This window comes from Variovorax sp. Soil_C_19 (genome assembly GCF_057657255.1).
This window is the reverse complement of record NZ_JBDGIV010000001.1, coordinates 252772-267520: the sequence shown is the minus strand read 5'-3', so window position 1 is coordinate 267520 and position 14749 is coordinate 252772. Positions and strand designations below refer to the sequence as shown.

The 14749-nt window shown below is 69.0% G+C and carries 13 protein-coding genes and 1 pseudogene; 4 read left to right on the top strand and 10 right to left on the bottom strand.

Translation table 11 applies throughout. The features are described 5' to 3' along the window. From AC3A6R_RS01290 to AC3A6R_RS01255, 8 genes are all read right to left on the bottom strand, one after another. A complete protein-coding gene (locus AC3A6R_RS01290) occupies nucleotides 1–708 on the bottom strand; it encodes an ABC transporter ATP-binding protein (protein ID WP_487863542.1) in 708 nt (235 codons plus the stop codon). After that, the gene (locus tag AC3A6R_RS01285; RefSeq protein WP_487863541.1) at nucleotides 701–1471 is read right to left on the bottom strand and encodes an ABC transporter ATP-binding protein; all 771 of its coding nucleotides are present in this window, start codon (nucleotides 1469–1471) and stop codon (nucleotides 701–703) included. Before AC3A6R_RS01285 ends, AC3A6R_RS01290 begins: the two co-directional genes overlap by 8 nt. Further along, a complete protein-coding gene (locus AC3A6R_RS01280; protein ID WP_487863540.1) occupies nucleotides 1468–2478 on the bottom strand; it encodes a branched-chain amino acid ABC transporter permease in 1011 nt (336 codons plus the stop codon). The genes AC3A6R_RS01285 and AC3A6R_RS01280 overlap by 4 nt, the downstream gene beginning before the upstream one ends. A gap of 117 nt (nucleotides 2479–2595) precedes the next feature. After that, a complete protein-coding gene (locus AC3A6R_RS01275) occupies nucleotides 2596–3471 on the bottom strand; it encodes a branched-chain amino acid ABC transporter permease (RefSeq protein ID WP_487859915.1) in 876 nt (291 codons plus the stop codon). A gap of 45 nt (nucleotides 3472–3516) precedes the next feature. Beyond that, on the bottom strand, nucleotides 3517–4689 hold the full coding sequence (locus AC3A6R_RS01270; protein WP_487859914.1) for an ABC transporter substrate-binding protein: 1173 nt from the start codon (nucleotides 4687–4689) through the stop codon (nucleotides 3517–3519). A 151-nt stretch (nucleotides 4690–4840) separates the two neighbouring features. Further along, complete coding sequence (locus AC3A6R_RS01265; protein ID WP_487863539.1) at nucleotides 4841–5833, bottom strand: PDR/VanB family oxidoreductase; 993 nt, start codon at nucleotides 5831–5833, stop codon at nucleotides 4841–4843. Nucleotides 5834–5876: 43 nt separating this feature from the next. Continuing rightward, nucleotides 5877–6653: a GntR family transcriptional regulator gene (locus tag AC3A6R_RS01260; RefSeq protein ID WP_487863538.1), complete on the bottom strand. Its 777-nt coding sequence runs from the start codon at nucleotides 6651–6653 to the stop codon at nucleotides 5877–5879. Beyond that, nucleotides 6650–7759, bottom strand: coding sequence for an aromatic ring-hydroxylating dioxygenase subunit alpha (locus AC3A6R_RS01255; protein WP_487863537.1), 1110 nt, complete (start codon nucleotides 7757–7759; stop codon nucleotides 6650–6652). Before AC3A6R_RS01255 ends, AC3A6R_RS01260 begins: the two co-directional genes overlap by 4 nt. Before the next feature lie 144 nt (nucleotides 7760–7903). On the opposite strand from AC3A6R_RS01255, the gene AC3A6R_RS01250 reads away from it, so the two are divergent. Genes AC3A6R_RS01250 through AC3A6R_RS01240 form a run of 3 tightly spaced genes read left to right on the top strand, consistent with a single transcriptional unit; the run spans nucleotide 7904 to nucleotide 11134 of the window. After that, nucleotides 7904–9025, top strand: coding sequence for a 5-methyltetrahydropteroyltriglutamate--homocysteine S-methyltransferase (locus tag AC3A6R_RS01250; RefSeq protein ID WP_487863536.1), 1122 nt, complete (start codon nucleotides 7904–7906; stop codon nucleotides 9023–9025). 26 nt (nucleotides 9026–9051) lie between these two features. After that, nucleotides 9052–9717: a glutathione S-transferase family protein gene (locus AC3A6R_RS01245; RefSeq protein ID WP_487863535.1), complete on the top strand. Its 666-nt coding sequence runs from the start codon at nucleotides 9052–9054 to the stop codon at nucleotides 9715–9717. A 37-nt stretch (nucleotides 9718–9754) separates the two neighbouring features. Beyond that, on the top strand, nucleotides 9755–11134 hold the full coding sequence (locus AC3A6R_RS01240) for a phospholipase D-like domain-containing protein (protein ID WP_487863534.1): 1380 nt from the start codon (nucleotides 9755–9757) through the stop codon (nucleotides 11132–11134). Here AC3A6R_RS01240 and AC3A6R_RS01235 read toward each other — a convergent pair. Next, nucleotides 11112–12224 carry an ROK family protein gene (locus tag AC3A6R_RS01235; protein WP_487859907.1) on the bottom strand — a complete coding sequence of 371 codons (1113 nt, stop codon included), beginning with the start codon at nucleotides 12222–12224 and terminating at the stop codon, nucleotides 11112–11114. The genes AC3A6R_RS01240 and AC3A6R_RS01235 overlap by 23 nt on opposite strands. 102 nt (nucleotides 12225–12326) lie before the next feature. Between AC3A6R_RS01235 and AC3A6R_RS01230 the strand changes: the two genes are divergently transcribed. Then, nucleotides 12327–13880 carry an ABC transporter permease/substrate-binding protein gene (locus AC3A6R_RS01230; protein ID WP_487863533.1) on the top strand — a complete coding sequence of 518 codons (1554 nt, stop codon included), beginning with the start codon at nucleotides 12327–12329 and terminating at the stop codon, nucleotides 13878–13880. Between the two features lie 49 nt (nucleotides 13881–13929). Here AC3A6R_RS01230 and AC3A6R_RS01225 read toward each other — a convergent pair. After that, a pseudogene (locus AC3A6R_RS01225) lies at nucleotides 13930–14736 on the bottom strand (LysR family transcriptional regulator); the annotation flags it as partial. Between the last annotated feature and the right edge of the window lie 13 nt (nucleotides 14737–14749).

The window sequence follows — 14749 nt, the reverse complement described above, 5'->3', positions numbered from 1 at the left end:
CTACCGCGCCACACCCAGCAGTCGTTCGAGCACCTGCGGCTGTCCGCGCAGCGCCGCGGCACTGTCGCTGTGGACGATGGTGCCGTGGTCGAGCACCACCGCCTGGTCCGAGATCGCGAGGATCGCCTGCGGATGCTGCTCCACGATGATCGCGGCCAGCCCTTCGTCCTGCGTGATGCGGCGAATGGCGCGCAGCAGCTCCTCGACGATGATCGGCGCCAGGCCTTCAAGCGGCTCGTCGAGCAGCAGCAGCCGCGGGTTGACCACCAGCGCACGCGCCACCGCGAGCATCTGCTGCTCGCCGCCCGACAGCTGCGTGCCGAGATTGCCCTTGCGTTCGGCCAGGCGCGGGAACATCTCGTAGACCCGCTGCGGCGTCCATTGGCCGGCTCGCTGCACCGCCGTGAGGTTCTCGTGCACGGTGAGCGACTTGAAGATGTTGCGCTCCTGCGGCACCCAGCCGATGCCGGCCGCCGCGCGCTGGTGCGGTGCCAGCCTGTGCAGCGCCTGCGTGCCCAGCATGATCGCGCCGCCGTGCTGGCGCGTGGCGCCCGCAAGCGTGTTGATCAGCGTGGTCTTGCCGGTGCCGTTGCGGCCCAGCAGCGCCAGCGTCTGGCCCTCGCCGAGCGTAAATGCCACGTCGTGCAGCACCACGGCCTCGCCATAGCCGGCGCTGAGGTTCTCGATGCGCAACAGCAGCTCAGACATGCGCAGCCTCCGCGCCCGTGCCGTGGCCCAGGTAGACCTCCTTCACCTTCGGGTCGTTGGCGATGGTCTCGGGGTCGCCCTCGGTCAGCAGCGTGCCGTTGACGAGCACCGTCATGCGGTCGGCAAAGCTGAACACCAAGTCCATGTCGTGTTCGATCAGGAGCACCGACACATCGGCGGGCAGGTTGGCCACGGTCTGCAGCAGTTCCTCGCGCTCGCCCGCGGGCACGCCCGCCACCGGCTCGTCGAGCAACAGCACGCGCGGCTCGCAGGCGAGCGCGATCGCGATCTCGAGCAGCCGGCGCTTGCCGTAGGCCAGGTGCTTCACCTGCTGCCCGGCCACTTCGGCCAGGCGGAACTGTTCGAGCAGCTGCGACGCCCGCGCGGTCACGGCCTTGTCGGCGCCCAACGGACGCCACCAGCCCGCGCCCAGGCCCCGGTGCTGCGACACCACGAGCGCGAGCGTCTCGAGCGGCGTCATCGAGTCGAACAGCTGGTTGATCTGGAAGGTGCGCACCAGCCCGCGCGCCACGCGCTTGTGCGGTGCGAGCGAAGTGATGTCCTCGCCGAGCAGCGCGATGCGGCCTTCGGTCGGCACCAGCACGCCGGTCAGCAGGTTGATGAGCGTGGTCTTGCCGGCACCGTTGGGGCCGATGAGCGCATGGCGCGCACCGCGCCGCAGTTCCATCGTGACGTTGTTGGTGGCCGTGATGCCGCCGAAGCGCATCACGAGCCCTTCTGTGGAAAGCACCGTGTCGGTCATGCCTTGGCGCCCTCCTTCTTGGATTTATTCCGGCCGGCACCGAGCCAGGCCCAAGGCTTCAGCAGCCGGTCGCGACCCACCAGCACCAGCAGCACCAGGATCAGGCCGATCCAGAACATCCAGTACTGCGGCGTGACGTTCGACAGCCAGGTCTGCAGCAGCTTGAAGACGATCGCGCCCGCCACGCCGCCGTAGAGCCAGCCCACGCCGCCGATCACGAGCATCAGCAGCACGTCGGCCGAGCGGTCGAAGGCCAGCACGTCGAGCGAAGCGAAGCCGGTGGTCTGCGCCAGCAGCGCGCCCGCGGCGCCGGCAATGCCCGCGGCCACGGTGTAGATCACGGCGAGCCGCGACACCACCGGAATGCCGATCGCCATGGCGCGCAGCCGGTTGTCGCGGATCGCCTTGAGCGTGGCGCCGAACGGCGAATGCACGAGCCTGCGCATCACGAGGAACAGCAGCAGCATCACCGACAGCGAATACCACGCGGCCGTGCGGCCATAGAGGTCGAATTCGAAGCGGCCCAGCACCGGCCCCATGACCACGCCCTGCAGGCCGTCGGCACCGCCGGTCAGCCAGTCGAGCTTGTTGGCCAGTTCGAGCAGCAGCAGCGCCGTGCCGAGCGTGACCATCAGCCGCGTGAGGTCGCTGCCGCGCAGGATCGTCACGCTGGCCGCGAGGCCGAGCGCAGCCGACAGCACGACGGCGAACAACAGTCCCACGATCGGGTCGGGCATCACGAGCTTGGCGAACAGCGCCGCGGCATAGGCGCCGAAGCCGAAGAACGCCGCATGCCCCAGCGAGACGATGCCGGTGTAGCCCAGGATCAGGTCGAGCGACATCGCGAACAGCGCGACGATCACGATCTCGTTGACCAGCAGCGAATGCGAAGGCATGGCCAGCGGCAGCGCGAACGCCGCGGCCCAGACCACGAACTCCAGCGGGCGCCAGCGCGCCTTGCGCAGCAAGGCCAGCTGGCTATCCGCAACAGAATGGCGAGCGCTCATTTCACTCTCCGATCCGTGCGAGGAACACCGCGCAACCGGCTTTGCCGGGCCGCTGGTGTTGCCCCCCGCAGGGGGGTTGGCGAAGCGACACGAAGTGCGCGAAGACTGGGGGGACGCTCATTGATTGCCTCCCTTGCGCGTGAAGAGGCCCTGCGGCCGCCACATCAGGATCAGGATCATCAGCAGGTAGACCGTGAAGGCCCCCATCTTCGGGATGAAGTACTTGCCCGCCACGTCGGCGATGCCGAGCAGCAGCGCGGCCGCGAGCGGGCCGGTGATCGACGAGGTGCCGCCGACCGACACCACGATCAGGAAATAGATCATGTACTTGAGCGGAAAGGTCGGGTCGAGGCCGAGGATCTCGGCGCCGAGCGCGCCGCCGAGCCCCGCCAGCCCCGAGCCGACCGCGAAGGTCAGCAGGAACACCACGTTCACGTTGATGCCGAGCCCCGCCGCCACGCGCGGATCGTCGACCGCCGCGCGCAATCGGCTGCCGAAACGGGTCTTCGAGAGGATGAGCTGCAGCACCACGGTGAGCACCGCGCACACCGCGATGATGAAGATGCGGTAGTGACCCATGCCGAGCAGCAGCGCGCCGTCGCCGATCTCGGTGCGCCCGCGCAGCCATTCGGGCAGCTGCAGGTTCTGCTGCGACGAGCCGACGAAATAGTCGACGCCCGCCACCGCCATGAAGGCCAGGCCGATCGAGAACAGCACCTGGTCGAGGTGCGGCTTGCCGTACATCGGCCGGTAGAGCGTGCGTTCGAGCAGCGCGCCCATGAGCGCCGTCGCGACGAACGCCAGCGGCAGGCAGGCCAGGAACGGCAGGCCGAGCTTCTGCATCGCATACACGGTGAGATAGCCGCCGGCCATGGCGAAGGCCCCGTGCGCGAGGTTGATGAAGTTCATCAACCCGAGCGTCACGGCGAGCCCGACGGCCAGCACGAAGAGCAGCATGCCGTAGGCAATGCCGTCGAAAAGAATGGTGAGCATGGATGCAGTCGCCGGAGGCGGGCAGCCGAGCTGCCCGCCCGGTATTTACTTGGCTTTGCCGGGGTCCTTCACGCCCTTGATCACGTCGAACTCGACGTTGTAGAGCTGCCCGTCCTTCTTCTCGACCTTGCGCAGGTAGACGTCTTGAACGATGTCGCGCGTCTGCGCATCGATGTACACCGGCCCGCGCGGGCTTTCGAAGGTCTGGCCCTTCATGGCCGCGAGCAGCGCCTCGCCGCCGCCCTGGCCCTTGGTGGCCTTGAGCGCCTCGTAGATCACGCGCATGCCGTCATAGCCGCCCACGGCCATGAAGTTGGGGCGCATCTTCGGGTTCGCCTTCTGGAAGGCCTCGACGAACTTCTTGTTCAGCGCCGAGGGATGCGCCGCCGAATAGTGGTGCGAGGTGACCACGCCGAGCGCGCCGTCGCCCATGTCGTTGAGCTGGTCGTCGTCGGTCACGTCGCCGGTGGCGATCATGCGGATGCCGGCCTTGTCCATGCCGCGCTCGAGGAACTGCTTCATCACGGCCGCGCCCGCGCCCGAGGGCACGAAGACGAACAGCGCATCGGGCTTGGCGTCGCGCACCTTCTGCAGGAACGGCGCGAAGTCGGGGTTGCGCAGCGGCACGCGCAGCTTCTCGATCACCTTGCCGCCGTTGAGCTGGAAGCGCTCGGTGAAGAATTTCTCGGCGTCGTTGCCGGGGCCGTAGTCGGCCACCAGCGTGACCACGGTCTTCACGCCGTTCTTCGGCGCCCAGTCGCCCATCGCGACCGACACCTGCGGCAGCGTGAAGCTCGTGCGCACGACGTACGGCGACGCTTCGGTGATGCTCGACGTGGCGGCGGCCATCACCACCTGCGGCGTCTTCGACTGGGTGGCGAGCGGCGCGGCCGCGAGCGCGGCCGGCGTGACGCCGAAGCCCGCGATCACGCTCACCTTGTCGTTGACGATGAGTTCCTGAGCCAGGCGCTTGGTCACGTCGGGCGTGGCCACGTCGTCCTTGACGATGAGCTCGATCTTCTTGCCCGCGACGGTGTCGCCATGCTGCGCCATGTAGAGCCGCGCCGCCGCCTCGATCTGGCGGCCGGTCGAGGCCTGCTGCCCGGTCATGGGCAGGATCAGCCCGATCTTGAAGGTGTTGCCCTGCGCGCTAGCGAGCGACATGGAAAAGGCGAGCGCCGTCAGGGCCGCGGTCTGGAGGATGTGGCGTCTTTGCATGGGTTTCCTTCGAGAGACGAGATGGCGAAATCGCGCTATTTTGTGCACTTTGCAACAGAACGCGGGGCAGGCATCTACCTAGGCCTCGCGCAGCAAGCTGGTTTGTGCGCGATGAACAAACCAGCTGCGCGATCATCGCGCAACGGCCGGCTCAGCAGTCCGGCCGGTACGACGAGTCGAGCGTCACCGTGCCGACCGCCCGCGAGACGCAGGCGCAGATCCGCGTCGTGGCCTGCTTCTCGTGCTCGCTCAAAAACACGTCGCGGTGGTCGATCTCGCCGTCAACCGCCAGCACGTCCATGGCGCACAGGCCGCACTCGCCGCGCTTGCAATCCGAGAGCGTCTCGACGCCGGCCGCTTCGAGCGCCTCGAGCAGCGTGCGGTCGGGCGGCACGGTGATCGCCAGGTCGTGCCGCGGCAGACGCACCTCGAAGGCCTGCGCGGCCAGCCGGCCGCTGCTGCCGAAGGTCTCGAAGCGCAGGTCGGCCGGCGCGCGGCCCGCCGCCTGCCAGGCGCGCTTCACGGCTTCGAGCATCGGCACCGGGCCGCAGGTGTAGAGCTGTCCGCCGGCCGGCAGCGCGGCGATGGCGCCCGCAAAGTCGATCGGCGAAGCGCCTTCGTGCAGCACCAGCGCGTCGCCGAGCGCCTCGCGCAGCCGGTCGCCGTACGCGAACTCGCCCGCATGCCGCGCGCCGTAGAGCATGGTCAGCGGCACGCCGCCGCTGCGCGCCAGCGCCGCCAGCCGCTCGGCCATCAGCACCAGCGGCGTGATGCCGATGCCGCCCGCCACGAGCAGGTAGCCGCTTGCGCGGGTGTCGAGCGGAAAGTGGTTCTGCGGCGTGCCCACCTGCAGCCGGTCGCCCACGGCCAGGCGCCACATCGCGAGCGAACCGCCGCGGCCGTCGTCGAGCCGCTTGACGGCGATGCGCCAGCTGTCGCCGCCGGCCCCACCCCCTCCCACGAGCGAATAGGACCGGGTCTGCAGCCGGCCCTGCGCCGTCATCACCTGCACCTGCAGGTGCGCACCCGGCTCCCAGGTGCCGGCCGCGCCGGTCTCGGGCCGGAGTTCGAACTCGCGCACGGTGGGCGTGACATCGCGCAGCGCCACCACCTGCGCCTGCATCCATTGAAGATCGCTTTTCATCGGGAAAGAACACCCACAGGAAAGAAATAGAAGGAACGTCCGGTCAACCGCGCCGGCGGATCAGTTGCACGCCCGGCAGCGGGCGCTGCGCCGCGCCATGCGTGCCGTGCAGCGCCTCGCGCAGGTTGCGCCGCGCGATGCGGCTGTGCTCGCGCATCAGGGCCTCGGCACGCGAGCCCTCGCCGGCCTCGATCGCGTCGAGCACCTGCCGGTGCTGGTCCTGCGCAATCACGAGCATGTCGCGCGCGGCGGGCGAATTGGCCTGCACGATCACGAAGCCCGAGGGCGATGCGAACGGCAGGTTGACCACGCGGTCGAGCTGCTGCGCGATCACCGGGCTCGCGGCCATCTCGCAGAGAAGCGCATGAAATTTCTCGTTGTGCGTCACGTAGCGCGAGAAGGCCGCGTCGTCGAGCGCCGGCTCGCGCAGCAGCTCGTCGATGCGGTCGAGGCAGGCCTGCGCCTCGCGCAGCACCACGGGCGCCGCGCCGCGTTCGGCCGCAAGCCGCGCGACCAGCCCTTCGAGCGTGCCGCGCAGTTCGATGGCGTCGGCCACGTCGCGCTCGGAAAACGTGCGCACCGCATAGCCGCCGTTGGGCAGCGCCTCGAGCAGCCCTTCCTGCTCGAGCCGCATGAGCGCGCTGCGCACCGGCGTGCGCGACACGCCGAGCTGCTCGGCGACCGCCACCTCGGCGATGCGCGCGCCACCGGGCAGCTCGCCCGCGAGGATCATCTCGCGCAGCCGCAGCTGCGCCTTCACCGCCTGCGAGCTGCCGGTGTCGCCGGGTTCGACGACCGGCGAGATGGCCGCGACCTTCATGCCGCCTTCCGTTCGTCGACCGGGCGAATCGGGATCGCCGCGCGCGCGGGCCGCTCCCTCTCGACCATGCGGTCGATGAGCCGGCGGGCCCACATCGAGCCGGCGTCGATGTTGAGGTTGTAGAACTGGTGCCCGGGGCGCGCGTCGATGGCCTTCTGCTGCGCCTCGAGGACGATCTCGTCCTCGCGGAAGATACCGGCCACGCCTTCGCGCAGTTCGTGCGTGAGCCGCTGCTCGCCAAGGCAGTAGTTGCGCGCGAAGGCCCAGAAGTAGAGGCAGGTCTTGTCGGTCTCGGGCGTGATGGTGTTGAGCACGTAGCCGTTCACGCCCTTGCTGCGGTCGCCGGGCTGCCCGTCCTTCGGCACCGCACCGCTACCGGCCTCGGCCACGCCGACGTCGATGTTGACCGTGCAGGGCGCCTCGAAGCGGATGATCTGCCAGCGGTCGACCTTGCCCGTGTGGCCGCGCGCATGGCGGATCTGGCCGCCCCAGAAAGGCGGCGCCTCGATGTTCTCCATCCAGCGCGTGACGGTGGCCGAGCGGTCGCCGTGCGTGGCAACGAACGGCGCCTCGGCCACTTCGCGGTTGCCGATCGACGAGCCGTGCACGAAGGTCTCGTGCGTCAGGTCCATGAGGTTGTCGACCACCAGCCGGTAGTCGCAGGCCACGCGGATCATCTTGCCGTCGCCGGCCCAGGCCGGATCGTCGTTCCAGTGCATGTCGGGCACCAGCGCCGGGTCGGCCTTGGCCGGGTCGCCGGGCCAGATCCAGACGAAGCGGTGCTTCTCGACCACCGGGAAGCTGCGCACGCAGGCCGAAGGGTTCAGGGTCTCCTGGCTCGGCATGTGGGTGCAGCGGCCCTGGCTGTTGTAGACCAGGCCGTGGTAGCCGCAGACCAGTTCGTCGCCTTCGAGTCGGCCCATCGACAGCGGCATCAGCCGGTGCCAGCAGGCGTCCTCGAGCGCGGCGACCTGGCCGTCGGTGCGGCGGAACAGCACGATCTTCTCATTGCAGACCGTGCGCGAGAGCAGCGCGTGGCGCACCTCGACGTCGTAGGCGGCGGCATACCAGGCGTTCAGGGGGAAGGCAGCGGTGGACGTGTTCATGGATACCCAATGTATACAGAACAGCAAGAATTTGCAGCCCTTTTGCGCCGATTAAAGGGTAAATACCTACCTTACTGTATACATATCATCTGTTTCTCCAGGCGATAGGATGTGATTCGTTTTTCAGCCACGACGGAGAACCCCATGTCCCAGCACGCCACCCTGCCCGCCCGCTACGACCACGTCGGCAGCTTCCTGCGCCCCCGCTACCTGCTCGAAGCGCGCGAGCAGAACGCCAAGGGCGAAATCACGCCCGAGGAACTGCGCAAGGTCGAAGACAAGGCCATCACCGAGATCGTGAAGTTCCAGGAGGACATCGGCCTCAAGAGCATCACCGACGGCGAGTTCCGCCGCACCTACTTCCACATCGACTTCCTCGACCAGCTCGGCGGCGTGAAGACCGACATCCCGGTGACGATCCGCAAGCCCGACGGCACCGAGGAGCTCGCGCCGCCCGCGATGCGCGTGATCGACAAAGTGCGCCACGTCAAGGACATCCAGCTCGCCGACTTCCAGTACCTGAAGAGCCAGGTGTCGGCCGGCCGCACGCCGAAGGTGACCATCCCTTCGCCGACCATGCTGCACTTCCGCGGCGGCCGCGCGGGCATCAGCAAGGAGGCATATCCCGAGCTCGATCCCACCTTCTACGACGACGTGGCGAAGGCCTATGGCGACGAACTGCGCTCGCTGGCCGCGGCCGGCTGCACCTACGTGCAGATGGACGACACCAACCTGGCCTACCTCTGCGACGAGCACATGCGCGAAGCGGCCCGCAAGCGCGGCGACGATCCGAACGAACTGCCGCACCGCTATGCCACCTTCATCAACAAGGTGGTGGCGCAGAAGCCGCCGGGCATGCTGCTGGCCATGCACCTGTGCCGCGGCAACTTCAAGAGCACGCACGCGGCCGCCGGCAACTACGAGCCGGTCGCCGAGGCACTGCTGAAGGAGATGGACCTCGACGCCTACTTCATGGAATACGACGACGCCCGCTCGGGCGACTTCAAGCCGCTGCGCTTCCTGCCCAAGGGCAAGACCGTGGTGCTGGGCCTCGTGACCACCAAGTTCGGCGAGATGGAGGACAAGGACGAGCTCAAGCGCCGCATCGAGGATGCCGCCAAGTACGCGCCGCTCGAGCAGCTCGCGCTGTCGCCGCAATGCGGCTTCTCGAGCACGGTGCACGGCAACAACATCGCCGTGGAAGCGCAGCGCGCCAAGCTGCGGCTCGTGGTCGAGACCGCCGAGGAGGTCTGGGGCTCGACCTGACCACGCATTTCTGTTGAAGTCAGGGCATGGCAACCACTCTCTACTCAGGCCCCCTCAGCATGTTCGGCGCGAAGGTGCAGATCGCCGCGCTCGAAAAGGGCATTCCCTTCGAACTCGTGATGGTGCCGTTCACCAAGGACGACGCCTACGAGCCGAAGCATCCCGAGGTGCTGCGCGTCAACCCGGTCAAGCAGCAGGTGCCGGTGCTCGTCGACGACGAGGTCGCGCTGTTCGACTCGACGCAGATCTTCGAGTACCTCGAAGACCGGTATCCCGACACCGCCCTCTGGCCCCGCGGCATCGCCGAGCGGGCCCGGGCGCGGCAGCTCGAGCAGAAGTCGGACGAGGTCTTCTTTCCGAACGTGATCAAGCTCTTCGGCCTGCAGCATGACATGCAGGGCGCCGCGGCTGTCGCGGCCTGCGCCGCCTGCGCGCGCTACTACGGCGAGATGGAAGCCCTGCTGGCCGGGCGCGACCACCTGGCCGGGCCGTACTCTTTCGCCGACATCGCGTTCTACATGGCCTGCATCTTTGCCGACCGCAAGGGTGCGCGCATGACCGGCGACACGCCGCGCCTGCTGGCCTGGCGCAGCCGCGTCGGCGAGCGGCCCGCGGTGCGCGCAGTGGTCGATCCGATGATGCGGTTCCTGGTGTCCGAGGGGCGCGAGACGGCCTCTTTCTGGCAAGGTTGATCGGCGCGGCGCGCGCGCCCTCGGGCATCATCGCGCCATGCCGACTCCGTCATTCGACTGGCTGCCCTCCGCGTCACAGCACTTCCTCGCGGTCACCGTCGCACTGCTGGTCTACATACTGACCACGCGCGCGCGCCGCGAACAGCGCGCGCCGACCACCGCCATCGCATGGGTCATGGGGCTGGTGCTCATGCCCTACCTGATCCTGCCGATGTACCTGCTGTTCGGCCAGCGCAAGCTGCGCCCCGCGGGCTCGCCGCGCCCGCCGCGCTCGGCGCCGCGCGGGCATTGGGCCGCCGACCTCATCGAGAGCTTCGGCCTCGCGCCGCCGGGGCGCTGCGCGGTGCGCTTCCATGCCGACGGCGAGGCCGCGCGCGAGGCGCTCTGGCAGGTGATCGACGGCGCGCGCCAGCGCGTCGACGTGTGCACCTTCCTCATCGGCGACGACGCGATGGGCCGAGCGGTCATCGATCGACTGGCCGCGCGCGCGCGCGAAGGCATCCGGGTGCGCGTGCTGCTCGACGGCTTCGGCGCGCTGACGCTGCCGCGCCGCCACTTCGACGTCCTGCGCGAGGCCGGCGGCGAGGTCGCGGTGTTCCGCCCCTTCTTCAGCCTGCGCCGCCTCGGACCGCGCAACCTGCGCAACCACCGCAAGTTCACCATCGCAGACGACGGCTGGCTCTGGTCGGGCGGGCGCAACCTCGCAGGCGAGTACTTCACGGGCAGCGACAAGTTTCCCGAAGCCTGGCGTGACCTATCGTTCGACCTGCGCGGCAGCGTGGCCGCCGCCGCGGCACGCCAGTTCGACCACGACTGGCGCTCGGTGCGCGGACGCAAGGCACGCGCCATCGCCGCCGACGAGATCGAAGAAGGCGCGGGCGGCGCGCTGGCCCAGTTCCTGCCGAGCGGCCCCGACCAGACCGAGGACACCGCGCATGCACTGCTGATCGATGCGTGCTTTCGCGCCGAGCACCGCGTGCTTGCCGTGACGCCCTATTTCGTGCCCGGCGACGGCCTGCGCGATGCGCTGCGGCTCGCGGCCCGGCGCGGCGTGCAGGTGACCATCGCGATGCCCGCTCGCTCGAACCATCGCCTCGCCGACTTCGTGCGCGCCCGCGCCATGCGCGACCTCGCGCGAGCCGGCGCGAGCTTTCGAATGCTGCCGTTCATGGTTCATGCCAAGGCGGTGGTGGTCGACGACGACCTTGCCCTCTGCGGCTCGATCAACCTCGACCTGCGCAGCCTGCTGCTCAACCACGAAGCCGCCGTGGTGTTCTACGGCCCGCGCGAGATCGACTGGCTCGCCGAATGGATCGAGACCACAGCCTCGGCCGGCGAGGCCTACCGCGCGCGCCGCCCCGGCCTCGTGCGTGACGTGGCCGAGGGGCTGCTGCTCACCGTGGCTTTCCAGCTTTGACGGACACCCCGCTGCCTTTCGCGTCGGTGTTGGTGAAGCTCACATTGCCGAGGCCCGTGCCGATGGTCAACACACCCCAGTGCTTCACGTCGCGCATGAAAGGCAGCTCGCTCAGGCCCTGCACCACCGCGTCGTTGTGCATCAGCACCAGCATCGGGTCCGACCCCAGCGCGAGCATGCGGCGCCATACGGCGGTCGGCAGGTGGAACGCATGGCTCTCCCAGTCGCCCGGCAGGTTCTGCGCGCCGCGCGCGATCGAACCGTCGGGACGGATCAGCCCAGGGCAGCCGATGCCCACGAACGGCGCGAGGCGGATCTTGTTGCGCTCGCTGTAGCGCACCATGTCCATCAGCATGTCCGAGATGCGCTCGACCATGAGGCTGCGGCTCGGGGCCTCGTCGGCATGGCGCCATTTTTCGCGCCGCACCACGCCCGCGCGCGAGAAGTCGTGGGCTTTCTGCCAGCGTGTCTTCACGATGCCGCAGCGCACGTTGGTGCCCCCGATGTCGACCGCGAGCAGGGCGTCGTAGCGGCGCAGCATGGCCTGCGGCGCGAGGTGCACCCAGCCGATCAACCCGCCGTCGTCCACGTTGTGCGACAGCCGGCCGAGCTGCACGTGCAGACCGATCTCCTCAAGGATGGCTGCGGTCTGCAGCACCGCGCGCTCGCCGACGTCGCTTTCGGGGAAGCCGCCGCCGATGACGATGCGCTCCACCTTCTGCCAAGAGGGCTGCCGCAGGAACCGCTGAACCACCTCGGCGAGTTCTTCGGTGAACTCCTCGATCACCCCCTCCACGACGTCGCCGGCCTCCGAGCCCTTCTTCGCCCGGAGCACGCGGTCGAGCGTCTTCTTGCTCATGTCGCGCGAGTGCAGCTTGCCGAGTGGGTCCTTGCCGTTCTTGCGGCGGCGCTTGCGCCAGCGTTCGAGCAGTTCGCGGAAGGCCGTCTGGCTCGCCTGGTCGCCGACGAAGCCGTCCTTGTCGCGCAACTGCAGGCTGTAGCCTTCGACGCGGACGCCGGGCAGTTCGCGCAGGCCGTGCACGTCGGCAGCGGGTAGAGGTTCGGCCGATGCCGCAGATGAAGTTTTCATTTGTTAATGATGCTTCGCCTCGCGCCGCAGCGCATGGGCGCCGGATCACCACGCGGTGTAGGAGATTGGCGGGCCTGCGGGTCTGTCGATACACTGCCCGCGATGCAACGCCCAAGCCGCATCCTGTTGCGCGCCATCCTTCTGTTCACGCTGATCTGGCCGCTCCTGGCGGTTTCCGCGCAAGACGCCGGGTCGCTGCGCGTGGGCTCCAAGCGCTTCACCGAGTCGTACATCCTGGCCGAGCTGATCGCGCAGACGGCCGCGCCGCACACGGCGTCGCCGCCCGTGGTGCGCCAGGGCCTGGGCAACACGGCCATCGTCTACGAAGCCCTGCGTTCGGGCGCGATCGACGTCTATGCCGAATACACCGGCACCATCGCGCTCGAGATCCTCAAGGGTGCGCCGGCAGCGACACGCGACGAAATGAACGCGGCGCTCGCGCCGCTTGGCCTTGGCGTGGCCGTGCCGCTCGGCTTCAACGACGGCTATGCGCTCGCCGTGCGCGCCGCCGATGCCGAGCGCCTCGGGCTGCGCACGCTGAGCGACCTCGCACGGCATCCGTCGCTCAAGCTCGGCCTGTCGAACGAGTTCATCGGCCGCGCCGACGGATGGAAAGGCCTGGCCGCGCGCTACGGCTTCACGCAGACGCCGACCGGCCTCGACCACGGCCTGGCCTACGACGCGATTGCCGCGAAGCAGATCGATGCGATCGACATCTACACCACCGATGCCAAGATCGACCACCTCGGCCTGCGCGTGCTCGAGGACGACAAGCGCTACTTCCCGCGCTACGACGCGGTGCTGCTGTACCGGCTCGACCTGCCGTCGCGGCTGCCGCGCGCCTGGGCCGCGCTGCAGGCGCTCGAAGGCCGCATCGACGAACACGCGATGATCGCCATGAACGCACGCGCCGAGCTGCAAAGCGTGCCCTTCGATGCGATTGCGCGCGACTTCCTGACCGCGAAGGGCACGAACGCCCAGGCGCCGGCCTCGGAACTGCGGCGCGGCTTCGTCGCCAAGCTGTTCGGCCCCGACCTCTGGCCGCTTGCACGCCAGCACCTGCTGCTGGTGCTGGTGTCGGTGGGCGTGGCGATCCTGATCGGCGTGCCGCTCGCGATCTCGGTGTTCGCGCATGTGCGGCTGCGTGCATTGGTGCTCGGCCTGGCGGGCCTGCTGCAGACCGTACCCTCGCTCGCGCTGCTGGCGGTGCTGATCTCGATGCTCGGCGCGATCGGCGCGCTGCCCGCGCTGATTGCGCTCACGCTCTATTCGCTGCTGCCGATCATGCGCAACACCGCGGCCGGGCTGGCCGAAGTCCCGGACGGCCTGCGGCTCGCAGGCACGGCCTTGGGCATGACGCCGCGGCAGAACCTGCGGCTGGTGCTGTTGCCGCTTGCACTGCCCACGCTGCTGGCGGGCGTGCGGACCGCCACGGCCATCGCGATCGGCACCGCGACCATCGCGGCCTTCATCGGCGCGGGCGGATTCGGCGAACGCATCGTCACCGGCCTGGCGCTCAACGACCGCGAGTTGCTCGTGGCGGGCGCACTGCCGGCGGCGGCGCTGGCGCTTTTGAGCGAGGCGCTTTTCGAGCTGATCGAGATGCTGATGCGCCACCGGCGCCGGGCTCCCCCGCTGCCTTCGCCTGCGCCATGAAGCACTCGCGCAGCAGCGCGGCACCCGCGCCGAGTGGCTTGTCGGCGCGGTGGCAGAAGTAGCACGGCTGCTGCGCCCTGCCGGCCGGGCCGATGCGGCGCATCGGCAGCTGCTCGAGCGTGCCCGCCGCAAGGTCGCCGGCCACCATCCATGACGGCATCTTCCCCCAGCCCAGGCCCTCGCGCAGCAGCGCGAGCTTGATGTTCATGTCGCTCACGCGCCAGGTCGCGGGCGAGAGCACGTCGATGTCATAGCCCTCGCTCAGCGTGCTCGGGTCTTCGACCACGATCTGTACATGCTCCGCCGCCGCAGCGTCCAGGCCCGCGGCGCCGCGCTCGGCGGCACGGACCGCGAGCGCATGCGAAGGCGCAGCCACGGCGACGGTGTGGAGCTGCATCAGGAATTCGCGGTCGATCTTCGCGTCGGCATGGCCGAAGGCCGCGATCGCGAGATCGCAGCGGCCGGTGTTCAACGCATCGATGGTGCCGCCCACCGAGCTGTAGGCCACGCGCACTGCAATGCCCGGATAGCGCGCATGCATGCCGCGGATGGCGCTCGCCACGAGCGCTGGCGGAAACAGCGTGTCCACCGCCAGCGAAAGGCCGAGCTCGATGCCTTGCGCGACGCCCTGCGCCCGCGTATGCAAGGCCTCGACCTTCGACAGGATCACCCGCACGTCGCCGAGCAGCGCTGTGCCCGTGGGCGTGAGCACCGGCTTGTGCCCTGAGCGGTCGAACAGCCGCACCTGCAGTTGCGCCTCGAGGCTGGCGATCGCATGACTCACGGCCGACTGCACACGGTGCAGCCGGGCCGCGCCCGCGCGAAAGCTTCCGGTGTCGGCCACCGCCGCGAACATCTGCATCTGGCTC

What these genes read in the sequence shown, in the direction of transcription:
- AC3A6R_RS01235 (WP_487859907.1), bottom strand. Translation starts at nt 12,224, where the DNA reads ATGAAAACTTCATCTGCGGCATCGGCCGAACCTCTACCCGCTGCCGAC.
- AC3A6R_RS01230 (WP_487863533.1), top strand. Translation starts at nt 12,327, where the DNA reads ATGCAACGCCCAAGCCGCATCCTGTTGCGCGCCATCCTTCTGTTCACG.
- AC3A6R_RS01250 (WP_487863536.1), top strand. Translation starts at nt 7,904, where the DNA reads ATGTCCCAGCACGCCACCCTGCCCGCCCGCTACGACCACGTCGGCAGC.
- AC3A6R_RS01270 (WP_487859914.1), bottom strand. Translation starts at nt 4,689, where the DNA reads ATGCAAAGACGCCACATCCTCCAGACCGCGGCCCTGACGGCGCTCGCC.
- AC3A6R_RS01240 (WP_487863534.1), top strand. Translation starts at nt 9,755, where the DNA reads ATGCCGACTCCGTCATTCGACTGGCTGCCCTCCGCGTCACAGCACTTC.
- AC3A6R_RS01265 (WP_487863539.1), bottom strand. Translation starts at nt 5,833, where the DNA reads ATGAAAAGCGATCTTCAATGGATGCAGGCGCAGGTGGTGGCGCTGCGC.
- AC3A6R_RS01290 (WP_487863542.1), bottom strand. Translation starts at nt 708, where the DNA reads ATGTCTGAGCTGCTGTTGCGCATCGAGAACCTCAGCGCCGGCTATGGC.
- AC3A6R_RS01255 (WP_487863537.1), bottom strand. Translation starts at nt 7,759, where the DNA reads ATGAACACGTCCACCGCTGCCTTCCCCCTGAACGCCTGGTATGCCGCC.
- AC3A6R_RS01260 (WP_487863538.1), bottom strand. Translation starts at nt 6,653, where the DNA reads ATGAAGGTCGCGGCCATCTCGCCGGTCGTCGAACCCGGCGACACCGGC.
- AC3A6R_RS01275 (WP_487859915.1), bottom strand. Translation starts at nt 3,471, where the DNA reads ATGCTCACCATTCTTTTCGACGGCATTGCCTACGGCATGCTGCTCTTC.
- AC3A6R_RS01280 (WP_487863540.1), bottom strand. Translation starts at nt 2,478, where the DNA reads ATGAGCGCTCGCCATTCTGTTGCGGATAGCCAGCTGGCCTTGCTGCGC.
- AC3A6R_RS01285 (WP_487863541.1), bottom strand. Translation starts at nt 1,471, where the DNA reads ATGACCGACACGGTGCTTTCCACAGAAGGGCTCGTGATGCGCTTCGGC.
- AC3A6R_RS01245 (WP_487863535.1), top strand. Translation starts at nt 9,052, where the DNA reads ATGGCAACCACTCTCTACTCAGGCCCCCTCAGCATGTTCGGCGCGAAG.